Source organism: Pseudomonas sp. 09C 129 (assembly GCF_002843625.1).
In the GTDB taxonomy this organism is placed as follows: Bacteria; Pseudomonadota; Gammaproteobacteria; order Pseudomonadales; family Pseudomonadaceae; genus Aquipseudomonas; species Aquipseudomonas chlororaphis.
Map to the genome: position 1 here is coordinate 3625475 of NZ_CP025261.1, position 15490 is coordinate 3640964.

Sequence of the window (15490 nt, forward strand, 5' to 3'; positions counted from 1 at the left end):
GGGGCGTGAGCGGCAAGCTTCAAGCTGCAAGCGGCAAGCTGAATCAAAAGCCAGAGCCGCTGCGTGACCCGCTTTTCTCTTGCCGCTTGCAGCTTGAAGCTTGCCGCTGCTCTCTTGCAGCTTGGAGCTGCCGCCCATGAACCTGTCCGGACCCTTTATCCGCCGGCCGGTGGCCACCATGCTGCTGAGCCTGGCGATCATGCTCCTGGGCGGTGTCAGCTTCGGCCTGCTGCCGGTGTCGCCGCTGCCGCAGATGGACTTCCCGGTGATCGTGGTCCAGGCCAGCCTGCCGGGGGCCAGCCCCGAGGTGATGGCGTCCACCGTGGCCACGCCCCTGGAGCGTTCCTTCGGCGCGATCGCCGGGGTCAACACCATGAGCAGCCGCTCCAGCCAGGGTTCGACCCGGGTCATCCTGCAATTCGACCTGGACCGCGACATCAACGGCGCGGCGCGGGAAGTGCAGGCGGCGATCAACGCCTCGCGCAACCTGCTGCCCAGCGGCATGCGCAGCATGCCCACCTACAAGAAGGTCAACCCGTCCCAGGCGCCGATCATGGTGCTGTCGCTGACCTCCGATGTGCTGGAAAAGGGCCAGCTCTACGACCTGGCCTCGACCATCCTGTCCCAGAGCCTGTCCCAGGTGTCCGGGGTCGGCGAGGTGCAGATCGGCGGCAGTTCGCTGCCGGCGGTGCGCATCGAGCTCGAGCCGCAGTTGCTCAACCAGTACGGCGTGGCCCTCGACGATGTGCGCAAGACCATCGCCGAAGCCAACGTGCGCCGGCCCAAGGGCTCGGTGGAGAACAGCGAGCAGATGTGGCAGGTGCAGGCCAACGACCAGCTGGAGAAGGCCAAGGATTACGAGCCGCTGATCATCCACTACAAGGACGGCGCGGCCCTGCGCCTGAAAGACGTGGCCAAGGTCAGCGACGGCGTCGAGGACCGCTACAACAGCGGCTTCTTCAACGACGACGCGGCGGTGCTGCTGGTGATCAACCGCCAGGCCGGGGCCAACATCATCGAGACGGTCAACGAGATCAAGGCGCAACTGCCGGCGTTGCAGGCGGTGCTGCCGGCCAGCGTCAAGCTCAACCTGGCGATGGATCGTTCGCCGGTGATCAAGGCCACCCTGCATGAGGCCGAGATGACCCTGCTGATCGCCGTGGCCCTGGTGATACTGGTGGTCTACCTGTTCCTCGGCAATCTGCGCGCCTCGCTGATCCCGACCCTGGCGGTGCCGGTGTCGCTGGTGGGCACCTTCGCGGTGATGTACCTGTACGGTTTTTCCCTGAACAACCTGTCGTTGATGGCGCTGATTCTCGCCACCGGGCTGGTGGTGGACGACGCCATCGTGGTGCTGGAGAACATTTCCCGGCACATCGACGAAGGCATCGCACCGATCAAGGCGGCCTACCTGGGAGCCAAGGAAGTCGGCTTCACCCTGTTGTCGATGAACGTCTCGCTGGTGGCGGTGTTCCTGTCGATCCTGTTCATGGGCGGGATCATTCAAAGCCTGTTCCGCGAGTTTTCCATCACCCTGGCGGCGGCCATAGTCGTGTCCCTGGTGGTGTCCCTGACCCTGACCCCGATGCTCTGCGCCCGCTGGCTCAAGCCCCATGTGCCGGGCCGGGAGAACGGCCTGCAGCGCTGGAGCCAGCACGCCAACGACTGGATGGTGGCCAGATACGCCAGCAGCCTGGACTGGGTACTGCGTCACAAGCGCCTGACCCTGCTCAGCCTGTTCGTGACCATCGGCGTCAACATCGCGCTGTACGTGGTGGTGCCCAAGACCTTCATGCCGCAGCAGGACACCGGCCAGTTGATCGGTTTCGTGCGGGGCGACGATGGCCTGTCGTTCACCGTGATGCAGCCGAAGATGGAGATCTTCCGCCGCGAAGTGCTCAAGGACCCGGCGGTGGAGAGCGTGGCCGGTTTCATCGGTGGCAATAACGGCACCAACAACGCCTTCATGCTGGTGCGCCTCAAGCCGATCAAGGAACGCAACATGTCCGCGCAGAAAGTCATCGAGCGCCTGCGCAAGGAAATGCCCAAGGTGCCCGGCGCCCAGCTGATGCTGATGGCCGACCAGGACCTGCAGTTCGGCGGCGGCCGCGAGCAGACCACCTCGCAGTATTCCTACATCATCCAGAGCGGCGACCTGGGGTCGTTGCGCGAGTGGTATCCGAAAGTGGTCACCGCGCTGCGTGCCTTGCCGGAGCTGACCGCGATCGACGCCCGCGAAGGGCGGGGCGCCCAGCAGGTGACCCTGGTGGTCGACCGCGACCAGGCCAAGCGCCTGGGGATCGACATGAACATGGTCACCGCGGTGCTCAACAACGCCTACAGCCAGCGGCAGATTTCCACCATCTACGACAGCCTCAACCAGTATCAGGTGGTGATGGAGGTCAACCCGAAATACGCCCAGGACCCGGTCACCCTCAACCAGGTGCAGGTGATCACCGCCGATGGCGCGCGGGTGCCGCTGTCGACCATCGCCCACTACGAAAACAGCCTGGAAGACGACCGGGTCAGCCACGAAGGCCAGTTCGCCTCGGAAAGCATTTCCTTCGACATGGCCGAAGGGGTGACGGTGGAGCAGGGCACGGCGGCCATCGAACGGGCGATCGCCAAGGTCGGCATGCCCGAAGACGTGATCGTCAAGATGGCCGGCACCGCCGACGCCTTCGCCGCGACCCAGAAGAGCCAGCCGTTCATGATCCTTGGCGCGCTGCTGGCGGTGTACCTGGTGCTGGGTGTGCTCTATGAAAGCTACATTCACCCGCTGACCATTCTCTCCACGCTGCCGTCGGCCGGGGTCGGCGCCTTGCTGTCGATCTACGTGCTGGGCGGCGAGTTCAGCCTGATCTCACTGCTGGGCTTGTTCCTGCTGATCGGCGTGGTGAAGAAAAACGCCATCCTGATGATCGACCTGGCGTTGCAGCTGGAGCGTCACCAGGGCCTGGGCCCGCTGGAGTCGATCCGCAGCGCCTGCCTGCTGCGCCTGCGGCCGATCCTGATGACCACCCTGGCGGCGATCCTCGGCGCCTTGCCGTTGCTGCTCGGCAGCGCCGAAGGCGCGGAAATGCGCCAGCCCCTGGGCCTGACCATTATCGGCGGCCTGGTCTTCAGCCAGGTCCTGACCCTCTACACCACCCCGGTGGTCTACCTCTATCTCGATCGCCTGCGCCATAAGTTCAACCACTGGCGTGGGGTCCGTACCGATGCCGCTCTGGAAACGCCGCTATGACTGACTGCTCGCCCCGCAACCTTCCTCAGCGCCTGGCCCTGGCCCGCGGTTCGCGGCTGTTGAGCCTGAGCTTGAGCCTGGCGCTGCTCAGCGCCTGCGCCATTGGCCCGGACTATCAGCGCCCGCAAGTTGCCGAGCCCGCGCAATACAAGGAAGCGGCGGGCTGGCGCCAGGCCAGCCCCAGCGATTCCCTGGCCCGCGGCGCCTGGTGGGAGCTGTACGGCGACCGCCAGCTCAACGGCCTGATCGACAAGCTCAACAGCGCCAACCAGAGCGTGGCGCAGTCCGAGGCCCAGTACCGCCAGGCCCAGGCCCTGGCGCGCAGCGCCCGTGGCTCGCTGTTCCCCACGGTGGACCTGAGCGCCGGCAAAACCCGCGCCAGCCAGGGCACCGGCAGCAGCAGTTCGGCCCTGAGCAGCTCCTCCAGCGGCATTCGCGATACTTACAACACCCAGCTTGGGGTGAGCTGGGAGGCGGATGTCTGGGGCAAGCTGCGCCGCGGCCTGGAAGCCAACGAAGCCAGCGCCGAGGCCAGCTTCGCCGACCTCGCGGCGATGCGCCTGAGCCAGCAGTCGGAGCTGGTGCAGAACTACCTGCAACTGCGGGTCATGGACCAGCAGAAGCGCCTGCTCGAAGCCACGGTGGCGGCCTACCAGCGCTCGCTGACCATGACCGAGAACCAGTACCGCGCCGGCGTCTCCGGCAAGGACGCGGTGGCCCAGGCGCAAACCCAGCTGAAAACCACCCAGGCCGACCTGATCGACCTGATCTGGCAGCGCGCCCAGCTGGAAAACGCCATCGCGGTGCTGATCGGCCTGCCGCCGGCCGAGTTCAGCCTGGCCGAGACCCAGGACATCCCGGCCTTGCCCCAGGTGCCGCTGAGCCTGCCGGCGCAGCTGCTGGAGCGGCGCCCGGACATCGCCTCGGCCGAGCGTTCGGTGATCGCCGCCAACGCCAATATCGGCGTGGCCAAGGCCGCCTATTACCCGGACCTGACCCTGAGCCTGGCGGGCGGCTACAGCAGCAGTACCTACGCCGACTGGATCAGCCTGCCGAACCGCTTCTGGTCGGTGGGGCCGAAACTGGCCATGACCCTGTTCGACGGCGGCCAGCGTTCGGCGGAAGTCGACCGCACCGAGGCGGCCTACGACCAGACCGTGGCCAAGTACCGCCAGACCGTGCTCGACGGCTTTCGCGAGGTGGAGAACTACCTGGTGCAGCTCAAGGTCCTGGAAGACGAGGCCGCGGTGCGCCAGCAGGCCCTGGATTCGGCGCGCGAGTCGTTGCGCCTGACCGAGAACCAGTACAAGGCCGGGGTGATCGCCTACCTGGACGTGGTGGTGGTGCAGGCCACGGCGTTGAGCAACGAACGCAGCGTGCTGACCCTGCTGCAAAGCCGGCTGGTCACCAGCGTGCAACTGATCGCCGCCCTCGGCGGCGGCTGGGACGGCCAGCTGCAGGCCAGCAAGGAGTAACAGGCTGAATCCGCGATCCGCCCGGGTTTACGGTCGCTGCCTGACCTCTGTAGCCGCTGCCGAGCCCGCGAGGCTGCGAACGGTTCGCGCAGCGACCGCAAACCCCGAATCCGCGCTCCATCTGGCCTCACACCTTGTCCGCTTTGCGAGCGCTACGCGCTCGATCGCAGGCTGCGCCAGCGGCTACATCGATAGCGGCGTGCCGGTGGGGTGACAACGCTTGGCGCCGCTGCTGTAACCGGTTTGTTTTATCAACCGGCTACTTTCGTCCGACTGATGGCTTTTTGCTTACTTTGTGAGTGTGTTTCTATACGCAAGCAGTACAATTGCGCCTTTTTACCGCCGGGCATGGACGCTTCCGGCTAACGCCACGAGACGTTCATGCTCACCGGTACCTACTCTCCCGCCCTGGTTCTGATTTCCCTGTTTGTGGCGATTCTCGCCTCTTACACCGCGCTCGACCTGACCGGTCGCATCGCCACCACGCGTGGTCGGGCGGCGTTGCTGTGGATGGCCGGCGGCGCCCTGGCCATGGGCATCGGGGTGTGGTCGATGCACTTTATCGGCATGCTCGCTTTCAGCCTGCCCATCGACCTGGGCTACGACACTGGCATCACCGCGCTGTCGCTACTGATTTCCGTGCTGTCCTGCGGTTTCGCCCTGTGGCTGGTGAGCCAGCAGAGCCTGCCGCTCTGGCAGCTGGCCTTCGGCGCGCTGATCATGGGCGCCGGGATCAGCGCCATGCATTACACCGGCATGGCGGCGATGCGCATGCAGCCGGGCATCGACTACGACCCGAGCCTGTTCGGCGCCTCGCTGCTGATTGCCGTCGGCGCCTCGGCCGCGGCGCTGTGGATCGCCTTTCACCTGCGCCGTAATACCCCTTATGTACGCCTGGCCCGTTGTGGGGCCGCGGTGGTGATGGGCATCGCCATTGTCGGCATGCACTACACCGGCATGGCCGCGGCGCGCTTCGCCGACGGCAGTTTCTGTGGCGCGGCGGTGGACGGCCTGAGCGGCAAGGGCCTGGACAACCTGGTGCTGATCACCACCCTGGCGGTGCTGGTCATTGCCTTGTTGACTTCGGTACTCGACGCGCGCCTGGAAGCGCGCACCGCGGTGCTGGCCGAGTCGCTGACCGTGGCCAACCGTGAGCTGACCCAACTGGCGCTGCACGACACCCTGACCGGCCTGCCGAACCGCACGCTGCTGGCCGATCGTATCGACCAGGCGATGCAGCGGGTGACGGAGCAGGGCGGTTGCTTCGCGCTGATGTTCATCGACCTGGACGGCTTCAAGCCGGTCAACGATGCCTTCGGCCATCACATGGGCGACCAGTTGCTGCGCGAGGTGGCGGTGCGCCTGCGCGAAGACCTGCGCAGCCAGGACACCCTGGCGCGGATCGGCGGCGACGAGTTCGTGCTGCTGGTGCAACTGAACGAGGCGGACGATGCCTTGCGCCTGGCCGCGCGCCAGGTGGGCCTGATCGGCCAGGCGTTCCGGGTCGCCGAACACGAGTTGCAGATCTCCGCCAGCGTTGGCATCGCGGTGTACCCGGGCAACGGCCTGACGCCCCAGGAACTGCTGATGAACGCCGATGCGGCGATGTATCACGCCAAGGGCACCGGCAAGAACGGCTACAGCTTCTTCGACGCCTCGATGAACAGCGACGCGCGCCGGCAACTGCAACTGTTGCAGGACCTGCGCCATGCCGTCGAGCACGGCGAGTTCCGGCTCTATTACCAGCCCAAGTTCGATGCCACCAACGGCTTGCCGGTGGGCGCCGAAGCCTTGTTGCGCTGGGAGCACCCGCAACTGGGGCTGCTGCTGCCGGACACGTTCATTGACCTTGCGGAAAAGACCGGGCTGATCATCCCCATCGGCGAGTGGGTGCTCAACGAGGCCTGCCGGCAGATGCGCGAGTGGTACAGCGAAGGTTATGAAGGCTGGCGGATCGCGGTGAATATCTCCGCGTTGCAGTTCTGCCATGCCGGGCTGGTCGACAGCGTGGCCAAGGCGCTGAGCCTGCATCGCTTGCCGGCCAACAGCCTGACCCTGGAGATTACCGAGACCACGGCCATGAGCGATGCCGATGCCAGCATGACTGTGCTCAAGCAACTGGCGGAGATGGGCGTGGACCTGTCCATCGACGACTTCGGTACCGGTTATTCGAGCCTGATGTACCTCAAACGCCTGCCGGCCAACGAGTTGAAGATCGACCGCGGCTTCGTCCGCGACCTGGAGCACGACAGCGACGACGCGGCGATCGTCTCGGCCATCGTCGCCCTGGGCCGGGCCCTGGGCTTGCGGATCGTCGCCGAGGGCGTGGAAACCGACGTGCAGCAGACCTTCCTGACCCAGTTGGGCTGCGATTCGCTGCAAGGTTATTTCCTCGGCCATCCGCTGCCGGCCGCACGGTTCATGCAGAACATCCATCAGGCCGAACAGCTGGCGCTCTGAACGCGTCGAACGCCTGCCTGCTTCGCAGGTTCGCAGCCTTCGGCAGCGGCTACAGCGTGTCTGTAGGAGCGAGGCTTGCCCGCGATGACGATGGACCAGACGGTAGAAAATCCCAAGACCGTGCTACCGCAATAACATCACGGCCATGCCGGCCGATCGCAGCCTGCGGCAGCGGCTACATCGATCGCGTTTTAGCCGACTCCTGTAGCCGCTGCCGAGCCTGCGAGGCTGCGTCCGGTCTGGGCGGAATTCCGACGCAGCGAGCACAAACCCCAAGCCCGCGATCTGCCTGGATAGACACGCCGACCGGCGATCAGCCAGGGGGCGGATGACGGCCCCGAGAAGGTTTGCAACGCTCGCCGCAGGGTGTTTAATTGCTGGCGTTCAAAGATCAGCGAGGGAGTTGGCAGCATGGACAAAGTCATCCTCATCACCGGTGGCGGCCGCGGTATTGGCGCGGCCACCGCGCTGCTGGCCGCGCAACAGGGCTATCGCATCTGCATCAACTACCAGGCCGACGAACAGGCGGCCTTCCAGGTGCTGGAGCAGGTACGCGGCCTGGGCGCCCAGGCGATTGCCGTGCGGGCCGATGTCAGCATCGAGGACGAAGTGATCGCCCTCTACCAGCGGGTCGATGCCGAGCTGGGGCGGGTCACCGCGCTGGTGAACAACGCCGGGACCGTCGGGCAGAAGTCGCGGCTCGACGAAATGTCCGAATTCCGCATTCTCAAGATCATCAAGACCAACGTGCTCGGGCCGATCCTCTGCGCCAAGCACGCGGTGCTGCGCATGTCGCCAAGGCATGGCGGGCAGGGCGGCAGCATCGTCAATGTGTCCTCGGTCGCCGCCCGCCTGGGCGCGCCCGGCGAGTACATCGACTACGCCGCCTCCAAGGGGGCGCTGGACACCTTCACCATCGGCCTGTCCAAGGAAGTCGCCGGCGAAGGCATCCGCGTCAACGGCGTGCGCCCGGGCTACATCTACACCGACTTCCATGCCCTGAGCGGCGACGCCGACCGCGTCAGCAAGCTGGAATCCGCCATCCCCATGGGCCGCGGCGGCCGCCCGGACGAGGTGGCGGAGGCGATCATCTGGCTGCTGTCGGACAAAGCCTCGTATTCCACCGGGACCTTTATCGACCTGGGCGGCGGCCGCTGAGAGCCTCACGCGTGTAGCCGCTGCCGAGCCCGCGAGGCTGCGATCGACTGCGCAGCAGTCGCAAGGCCGGACAGCGCGTCTATCCAGGCAGATCGCAAGTTCAGGATTTGCGGTCGCTATGTCGGAGTGCCGCCCAAACCGTTCGCAGCCTCGCAGGCTACAGGGGAGCGCGATCGGTGTAGCCGCTGCCGCAGGCTGCGATCGGCCCGGAACGGGACGTGCTCTTGAGGCCGTCGAAGGTCCTGCGGACCTTGTCGCAGCTTCGCGGAGCTCGGCCATCTGCGCGGCTACAGGTTCCACGTTTACGTGGAGCGCTGGCCCGGCTTCAGAACGACCGCACGATCCTGCCCAGGGTTTCCATGGCCTGTTCCGCCGCTTCGTTCCACGGGCTGCCATAGTTGAGGCGGATGCAGTTTCGAAAGCGCTGGGTCGGCGAGAAGATCGGTCCCGGGGCGATGCTGATGCCCTGGGCCAGGGCCATCTGGAACAGCTTCAACGAATCCATCTGCGCTGGCAGTTCCAGCCACAGGAAGTAGCCGCCGGCCGGCTGGCTGACCCGGGTCTGCGCCGGGAAGTAGCGGGCGATGGCGGCGAGCATGGCGCTCTGCTGTTCTTCCAGGGCATAGCGCAGTTTGCGCAGGTGGCGGTCGTAGCCGCCGTGTTGCAGGTAGTCGGCGATGGCCGCCTGGGCCGGCATCGAGGCGCACAGCGAGGTCATCAGTTTCAGCCGTTCGATCTTTTGCGCGTAACGCCCGGCGGCGACCCAGCCGATGCGATAACCCGGGGCCAGGCTCTTGGCGAACGAGCCGCAATGCATCACCAGGCCCTCGGTGTCGAAGGCCTTGGCCGGTTTCGGCGCCTGCTGGCCGTAATACAGCTCGGCGTAGACGTCGTCCTCGATCAGCGGCACCTGATGGCTGCGCAGCAACGCCACCAGCTCCTGCTTCTTCGCCTCGGGCATGGTCGCGCCCATGGGGTTCTGGAAGCTGGTCATGCACCAGCAGGCCTTGATCGGATGCCGCTCCAGGGTCTGCGCCAGCACCCCCAGGTCGATGCCGTCCCGCGGGTGCACGGGGATTTCCACGGCCTTGAGTTTCAGGCGCTCCAGCACTTGCAGGCTGGCGTAGAAGGCCGGGGCCTCGATGGCCACCAGATCGCCGGGTTCGGTCACCGCCTGCAAGCACAGGTTCAGGGCTTCCAGGGCGCCGTTGGTGATCAGCAGTTCTTCCATGGGCAGCATCAGCCCGCCAACCATGTAGCGCAGGGCGATCTGCCGGCGCAGCTGCGGGTTGCCCGGCGACATGTCGGTGACCACCACCCGTGGGTCCATCTCGCGGCTGGCGCTGGCCAGGGAACGCGACAGGCGCTGCAGCGGGAACAGGGTCGGGCTGGGAAAGGCCGAGCCGAACGGCACGGTGGTCGGGTCCTTGATCGAGTCCAGCACCGAGAACACCAGTTCGCTGACATCGACTTCGGTGGACTCGTTGACCTGGCTGCTGATCACCGGCTCCGAGAACGGGCTCGGCGCATGGGTGTTGACGAAGTAGCCGGAGCGCGGCCGGGCGCGGATCAGGCCGCGGCGTTCCAGCAGGTAATAGGCCTGGAACACCGTGGACGGGCTGACCCCATAGGTCTGGCTGGCATAACGTACCGAAGGTACGCGCTGGCCGGGGCCGAGCACCCCGGAGCGGATCAGTTCTGCGATGTCGTCGGCGAATTTTTCGTAGCGTTTCATGGGGCGGCTCGGGTTGGAGGCTGCGGTGGCTGAGCGATTTATCGCGAGCAAGCTCGCTCCTACAAGGACCAATGCGCACCTGTAGGAGCGAGCTTGCTCGCGATAGCCGCAAAGCGGCGCCCAGTCTAAGGGATCAACGGTTCAAGGGCGCAACAAACCGGCTCTTGGCCACGCTGTAGATCTCTGGCTGGTCGGCGTCGACCACCTTGAAACTCAGCTCCTGGGAACTGCTCTGCGGCTGCTCGGCGATCATCGCCACCGACACCGGCAGGTCGACGATCTCGCCCGCGGCCAGGCTGACTTCGGTCTTGCCTTGCAGCTGGAAGCCGTCGCCGTCCACCAGTTGCAGGCGGTAATCCTGGCGTTGCTGGGTCTTGTTGATGATCTTCAGGCTGTAGATGTTCTCGATCTGGCCCAGGCTGTTTTCGCGGAACAGGCCACGGTCCTTGCTGACGTCCAGCGACACCATCGGCCGCTCCACCAGCGCCAGGGCCAGGGCGCCGATCATCACCAGCAGCACCGCGCTGTAGCCGATCAGGCGTGGGCGCAGCAGGTGGGTCTTGCCTCCCTGCAACTGGTGCTCCGAGGTGTAGCTGATCAGGCCCCGGGCATAGCCCATCTTGTCCATGATCGAATCGCAGGCGTCGATGCAGGCGGCGCAGCCGATGCATTCCATCTGCAGGCCGTCGCGGATGTCGATGCCGGTCGGGCAGACCTGCACGCACAGCTGGCAATCGATGCAGTCGCCGAGGCCGATATTGGCGGGTTTCACGCCACGCTTGCGCGGGCCGCGGATTTCGCCACGGGCCGGGTCGTAGGAGATGGTCAGGGTGTCCTTGTCGAACATCACGCTCTGGAACCGCGCATACGGGCACATGTGCATGCACACCGCCTCGCGCAGCCAGCCGGCGTTGAGGTAGGTGGCGCCGGTGAAGAACAGCACCCAGAACAGGCTGACGCCGCCGATCTGCAGGGTCAGCAACTCCTCGGCCAGCGGCCGGATCGGCGTGAAGTAACCGACGAAGGTCAAGCCGGTGAGCAGGCTGATGGCCAGCCACAGGGTGTGCTTGGCCGAACGGCGGATCAGCTTGTTCAGGTTCCAGGGCGCGGCCGCGAGCTTGATGCGCTGGTTGCGTTCACCCTCGGTGATCTTCTCGCACCACATGAACAGCCAGGTCCAGGAACTCTGCGGGCAGGTATAGCCACACCAGACGCGGCCGGCGAACACGGTGATGGCGAACAGGCCGAAGGCGCAGATGATCAGCAACGCCGAGAGCAGGATGAAATCCTGCGGCCAGAAGGTGGCGCCGAAGATGTGGAACTTGCTTTCCGCGAGGTCCCAGAGCACCGCCTGGCGGCCGCCCCAGTTCAACCACACGGTGCCGAAGAACAGCAGGAACAGGAAGCCCGCGCCGCTCATGCGCAGGGTGCGGAACAGGCCGGTGAAACTGCGGGTGTGGATCAGGTTGTCGCTGGATTTGGCCTTCGTCTTTGGGCGCGCAGGCTCGAATGTTTCTACTAATCGGACGGGGATTCTTTCGCTCATGGTCGTTCGCTCATCAGCCTCCATCAGGCAGATGAACTATGCCCAGCGATCTGTTTGCATAACAGACTCAGGTATCGCAATAAAAAGCAGATCAGATGCCCGTCGGGCGCTGCCCTGCGACAACTTGCCATACCCGGCCAGGCGCCCGCTATCGGGCGCCGTCGACGTCTGGCACAGGCCTGCGCCGGGCGCTGTGATGCAGATCAGTCAAATCACCGAATCACTGTCGCTGGCGCGCAGATGACGCCGGCCGTCGGTGGCGCCTGCTACGGTCAATGCGTCGGCTTCTGCTTCGGTGATGTAGATACGCCGGCCTTCGAGGTCGACCGCCGACATCGACCTGGCCGCGTCGGTGATCACGGTCACGGCGCTGGCAGGCGGGCGTGAAGGTCTTCGGTGTCGAAATGGCAGATCCGGTTTTCGATGCGCAGGCTCATGGGCGAATCCTGTTGTGCGGTGGGTACGGTTTTCAGGGCCCGGCTGCCGTCCGGGGGGCTGCCCGACCGATCAGTGGTCACCCGCTGACGGATCGCACCTTTTGCCCGGTGTCGCTGTCCTTTGATTAAGGAGGGCTGCCTCGTTGCCCGCCCGCCAATAAGAACCTGAGAACCCGAACGGAAAGGACCTGCGCATGAACGCCTGGTGGCATGAAGTCTGGGTCACCCTGCAAGCGGAGTTCGCCGATATCGGCGATGCCCGGCAACTCACCCAGATCACCGTACGTCTGCTGATCGCCGCGCTGCTGGGCGGCATTCTCGGTTTCGAACGCGAGCACAAGGGCAAGGCCGCCGGGGTGCGCACCCATATGCTGGTGGCGTTGGGGGCGGCGCTGTTCGTGCTGGTGCCGCAGATGTCCGGCGCCCAGGCCGATGCCATGAGCCGGGTGGTGCAGGGGGTGATCGCCGGTATCGGTTTTCTCGGCGCGGGCACCATTCTCAAGGGCAAGCAGGACGAGGAAGGGCACGTCAAGGGCCTGACCACCGCGGCCGGGCTGTGGATGACCGCGGCGATCGGCGTCTCGGCGGGCGTCGGCCGCGAAGCCACGGCGGTGTTCAGCACCCTGCTGGCGCTGGCGGTCTTCAGCGTGATGCCCTGGATAGTGCGCAAGCTGGAAGGCGACGATGAACCGCCCGGATAAACGCCCTGAAGCGTCGCGGGCACACTCGCCGCCAGCAACGAAGGGATGCCCGCTGCCGGTTGGCGACGGCAGCGACGGGCAACCGATTGTCTACGCTTGTCATGGTTTGGGCGTAATGCTGTGACCGCAAGCGATGACCGGTGCCGGATCGCTCGGCGGGTCCTCCCTGGGCGGTGGGGTAGTTTCGGGTGGATCTTCCTCGGGCACCGGTTGCGGCTCGGTTGGCGGCAACGTCGGGTGGTCGATGTTCGGGTCGGGCGTTTCCGCCGGGATCGGGATACTCATCGGCATGGCCTCCTTTGTGCTTGGTTTTGCACAGTCTCCCAAGGTGGACCCTCGGCTCGGTGATTTGATTCCCGGCGCGAAGGGAGGCAAATCCGGGTGAACTTTCCCGGCCCTGGTGTCTCGGAACCTAAGTGCTTCGCTGATCCGCGCGGGTCGTCGCCGACCCTGGGGGCCGCTCCCAAGAGAGGGCCCGCGCCGGAATAGACCAGCAACAGAGCGTCCATGGGGCGTAAGGAGTGATGCTCGATGACTGCCGAAAAAAGACCGACCGAACTGCAATACAACCCGAACCTGCCCCTGTCGCAGGCCTTGCTGCTGCCGCGTATCGTCATCGAGAACACTCGGCCGCTGATCGACGGTGGCCAGTTCGCGGTCAAGGCGGTGGCGGGGCAGGTGGTGCGGGTCAGCAGCAAGGTGTTCGCCGACGGCCACGACAAACTGGCCGTGCGCATCCGCTGGTGCGCCGAAGCCGACAGCCACTGGCACAGCGAAACCATGGAAGACCTCGGCAACAATAGCTGGGAAGGCCAGTTCACAGTGCCCAGCCAGGGCCGCTACCTGTATTGCATCGAGGCCTGGATCGATCAGTTCGCCAGCTTCTGCTACGACCTGCAGAAGAAACACCAGGCCGGCATCGCGGTCAGCCTCGAATTGCAGGAGGGCCGCAGCCATGTGCTGCACGCCGCCGAGCGTAGCGAAGGGCCGCTGCGCGAGCAGTTGCTGGCGCTGCACCATCAGCTGGCGATGCTGCTCGAAGCCGAGCAGGTGGCGCTGTTCCTGCACGAACGCAGTGCACGGCTGATGGCCGAGGCCGACCACCGTCCCTACCTGAGCCTGAGCCCGCAATACCCGCTGGACGTGGAGCGCGAACGCGCGCAGTTCGCCAGCTGGTACGAGCTGTTTCCCCGCTCGATCACCGATGATCCGGCCCGTCATGGCACCTTCGACGATGTGCACTCGCGCCTGGCGATGATCCATGACATGGGTTTCGACGTGCTGTACTTCCCGCCGATCCATCCCATCGGCCGCAGCTTTCGCAAGGGCCGCAACAACTCGCTGACCGCCGGCCCCGACGAGCCCGGCAGCCCCTATGCGATCGGCAGCGAAGAGGGTGGCCACGAGGCGATCCATCCGCAGCTCGGCAGCCGCGAGGATTTCCGCCGCCTGGTGGCGGCCGCCGCCGAGCACGGCCTGGAGATCGCCCTGGATTTCGCCATCCAGTGTTCCCAGGACCATCCCTGGCTCAAGCAGCATCCGGGCTGGTTCAACTGGCGTCCGGACGGCAGCATCAAATACGCCGAGAACCCGCCGAAGAAATACCAGGACATCGTCAACGTCGACTTCTATGCCATCGAGGCCATCCCCAGCCTGTGGCTGGAGTTGCGCGACATCGTGGTCGGCTGGGTCGAGGAGGGGGTGAAGATCTTTCGCGTGGACAACCCCCATACCAAGCCGCTGCCGTTCTGGCAGTGGCTGATCGCCGATGTGCGGGCGCGGTTCCCGGAGGTGATCTTTCTCGCCGAGGCTTTCACCACGCCGGCGATGATGGCGCGCCTGGGCAAGGTCGGTTATTCCCAGAGCTACACCTATTTCACCTGGCGCAACACCAAGAGCGAACTGGCGACTTACTTCACCGAACTCAATCAGTCGCCGTGGCGCGAATGCTACCGGCCGAACTTCTTCGTCAATACGCCGGACATCAACCCGTTCTTTCTCCATGACTCGGGGCGCCCGGGGTTTCTCATCCGCGCCGCGCTGGCCACCATGGGCTCGGGCCTGTGGGGCATGTATTCGGGGTTCGAGCTGTGCGAGGCGGCGCCGGTTCCGGGGCGCGAGGAATACCTGGACTCGGAGAAATACGAGATCCGCCCCCGGGACTTCAGCGCCCCCGGCAACATCATTGCCGAGATCGCCCAGCTCAACCGCATCCGGCGACAGAACCCGGCGCTGCAGACGCACCTGGGCTTGCAGGTCTACAACGCCTGGAACGACAACATCCTGTATTTCGGCAAGCGCACCGCCGACCTCGGCAACTTCATCCTGGTGGCGGTCAGCCTCGACCCGTTCAACGCTCAGGAAGCGCATTTCGAATTGCCGCTGTGGGAACTGGGCTTGCCCGACGATGCGCAGACCCAGGGCGAGGACCTGATGAACGGCCATCGCTGGACCTGGTACGGCAAGACCCAGTTCATGCGGATCGAACCCTGGCAGCAACCGTTTGGCATCTGGCGCATCAGCGTTGCCTGATTCACACCGGTAGCCGCTGCCGCAGGCTGCGATCGGCCCGGAACGGGGCGCGCTCTTGAGGCCGTCGAAGGTCCTGCGGACCTTATCGCAGCCTCGCAGGCTCGGCAGCGGCTACAGGCGCGATCGGTGTAGCCGCTGCCGCAGGCTGCGATCGGCCCGGAATGGGACGCGCTCTTGAGGCCGTCGAAGGTCCTGCGGACCT

At 65.4% G+C, this 15490-nt stretch carries 9 protein-coding genes and 1 pseudogene; 6 read left to right on the forward strand and 4 right to left on the reverse strand.

Features of this window, described 5'->3' with window-relative positions; all coding sequences use genetic code 11:
- Positions 1-136: 136 nt before the first annotated feature.
- The 4 genes from CXQ81_RS16480 (at position 137) to CXQ81_RS16495 (ending at position 8337) form a co-directional block, all read left to right on the forward strand.
- Positions 137-3244 carry an efflux RND transporter permease subunit gene (locus tag CXQ81_RS16480; protein ID WP_101337835.1) on the forward strand — a complete coding sequence of 1036 codons (3108 nt, stop codon included), beginning with the start codon at positions 137-139 and terminating at the stop codon, positions 3242-3244.
- Positions 3241-4719: an efflux transporter outer membrane subunit gene (locus tag CXQ81_RS16485; RefSeq protein ID WP_101337836.1), complete on the forward strand. Its 1479-nt coding sequence runs from the start codon at positions 3241-3243 to the stop codon at positions 4717-4719. Before CXQ81_RS16480 ends, CXQ81_RS16485 begins: the two co-directional genes overlap by 4 nt.
- Positions 4720-5100: 381 nt before the next feature.
- On the forward strand, positions 5101-7179 hold the full coding sequence (locus tag CXQ81_RS16490) for a bifunctional diguanylate cyclase/phosphodiesterase (protein WP_101337837.1): 2079 nt from the start codon (positions 5101-5103) through the stop codon (positions 7177-7179).
- Between the two features lie 411 nt (positions 7180-7590).
- On the forward strand, positions 7591-8337 hold the full coding sequence (locus CXQ81_RS16495; RefSeq protein ID WP_053261011.1) for an SDR family oxidoreductase: 747 nt from the start codon (positions 7591-7593) through the stop codon (positions 8335-8337).
- Between the two features lie 325 nt (positions 8338-8662).
- Here CXQ81_RS16495 and mapR read toward each other — a convergent pair whose 3' ends face one another.
- From mapR to CXQ81_RS16510, 3 genes and pseudogenes are all read right to left on the reverse strand, one after another.
- Entirely contained in the window at positions 8663-10072 is a 1410-nt protein-coding gene (mapR, locus tag CXQ81_RS16500) for a GntR family transcriptional regulator MpaR (protein ID WP_007930974.1), read from the reverse strand.
- 133 nt (positions 10073-10205) lie between these two features.
- On the reverse strand, positions 10206-11618 hold the full coding sequence (ccoG, locus tag CXQ81_RS16505; protein ID WP_101337838.1) for a cytochrome c oxidase accessory protein CcoG: 1413 nt from the start codon (positions 11616-11618) through the stop codon (positions 10206-10208).
- 207 nt (positions 11619-11825) lie between these two features.
- A pseudogene (locus CXQ81_RS16510) lies at positions 11826-12055 on the reverse strand (DUF3203 family protein).
- Positions 12056-12249: 194 nt separating this feature from the next.
- On the opposite strand from CXQ81_RS16510, the gene CXQ81_RS16515 reads away from it, so the two are divergent.
- Positions 12250-12756 carry an MgtC/SapB family protein gene (locus CXQ81_RS16515; RefSeq protein WP_007930978.1) on the forward strand — a complete coding sequence of 169 codons (507 nt, stop codon included), beginning with the start codon at positions 12250-12252 and terminating at the stop codon, positions 12754-12756.
- 99 nt (positions 12757-12855) lie between these two features.
- Here CXQ81_RS16515 and CXQ81_RS16520 read toward each other — a convergent pair whose 3' ends face one another.
- On the reverse strand, positions 12856-13041 hold the full coding sequence (locus CXQ81_RS16520) for a hypothetical protein (RefSeq protein ID WP_101337839.1): 186 nt from the start codon (positions 13039-13041) through the stop codon (positions 12856-12858).
- Between the two features lie 246 nt (positions 13042-13287).
- On the opposite strand from CXQ81_RS16520, the gene CXQ81_RS16525 reads away from it, so the two are divergent.
- Positions 13288-15288 carry an alpha-1,4-glucan--maltose-1-phosphate maltosyltransferase gene (locus tag CXQ81_RS16525; protein ID WP_101337840.1) on the forward strand — a complete coding sequence of 667 codons (2001 nt, stop codon included), beginning with the start codon at positions 13288-13290 and terminating at the stop codon, positions 15286-15288.
- Positions 15289-15490 lie beyond the last annotated feature (202 nt).

What these genes read in the sequence shown, in the direction of transcription:
- CXQ81_RS16480 (WP_101337835.1), top strand. Translation starts at nt 137, where the DNA reads ATGAACCTGTCCGGACCCTTTATCCGCCGGCCGGTGGCCACCATGCTG.
- CXQ81_RS16520 (WP_101337839.1), bottom strand. Translation starts at nt 13,041, where the DNA reads ATGAGTATCCCGATCCCGGCGGAAACGCCCGACCCGAACATCGACCAC.
- mapR (WP_007930974.1), bottom strand. Translation starts at nt 10,072, where the DNA reads ATGAAACGCTACGAAAAATTCGCCGACGACATCGCAGAACTGATCCGC.
- CXQ81_RS16515 (WP_007930978.1), top strand. Translation starts at nt 12,250, where the DNA reads ATGAACGCCTGGTGGCATGAAGTCTGGGTCACCCTGCAAGCGGAGTTC.
- CXQ81_RS16495 (WP_053261011.1), top strand. Translation starts at nt 7,591, where the DNA reads ATGGACAAAGTCATCCTCATCACCGGTGGCGGCCGCGGTATTGGCGCG.
- CXQ81_RS16490 (WP_101337837.1), top strand. Translation starts at nt 5,101, where the DNA reads ATGCTCACCGGTACCTACTCTCCCGCCCTGGTTCTGATTTCCCTGTTT.
- CXQ81_RS16525 (WP_101337840.1), top strand. Translation starts at nt 13,288, where the DNA reads ATGACTGCCGAAAAAAGACCGACCGAACTGCAATACAACCCGAACCTG.
- CXQ81_RS16485 (WP_101337836.1), top strand. Translation starts at nt 3,241, where the DNA reads ATGACTGACTGCTCGCCCCGCAACCTTCCTCAGCGCCTGGCCCTGGCC.
- ccoG (WP_101337838.1), bottom strand. Translation starts at nt 11,618, where the DNA reads ATGAGCGAAAGAATCCCCGTCCGATTAGTAGAAACATTCGAGCCTGCG.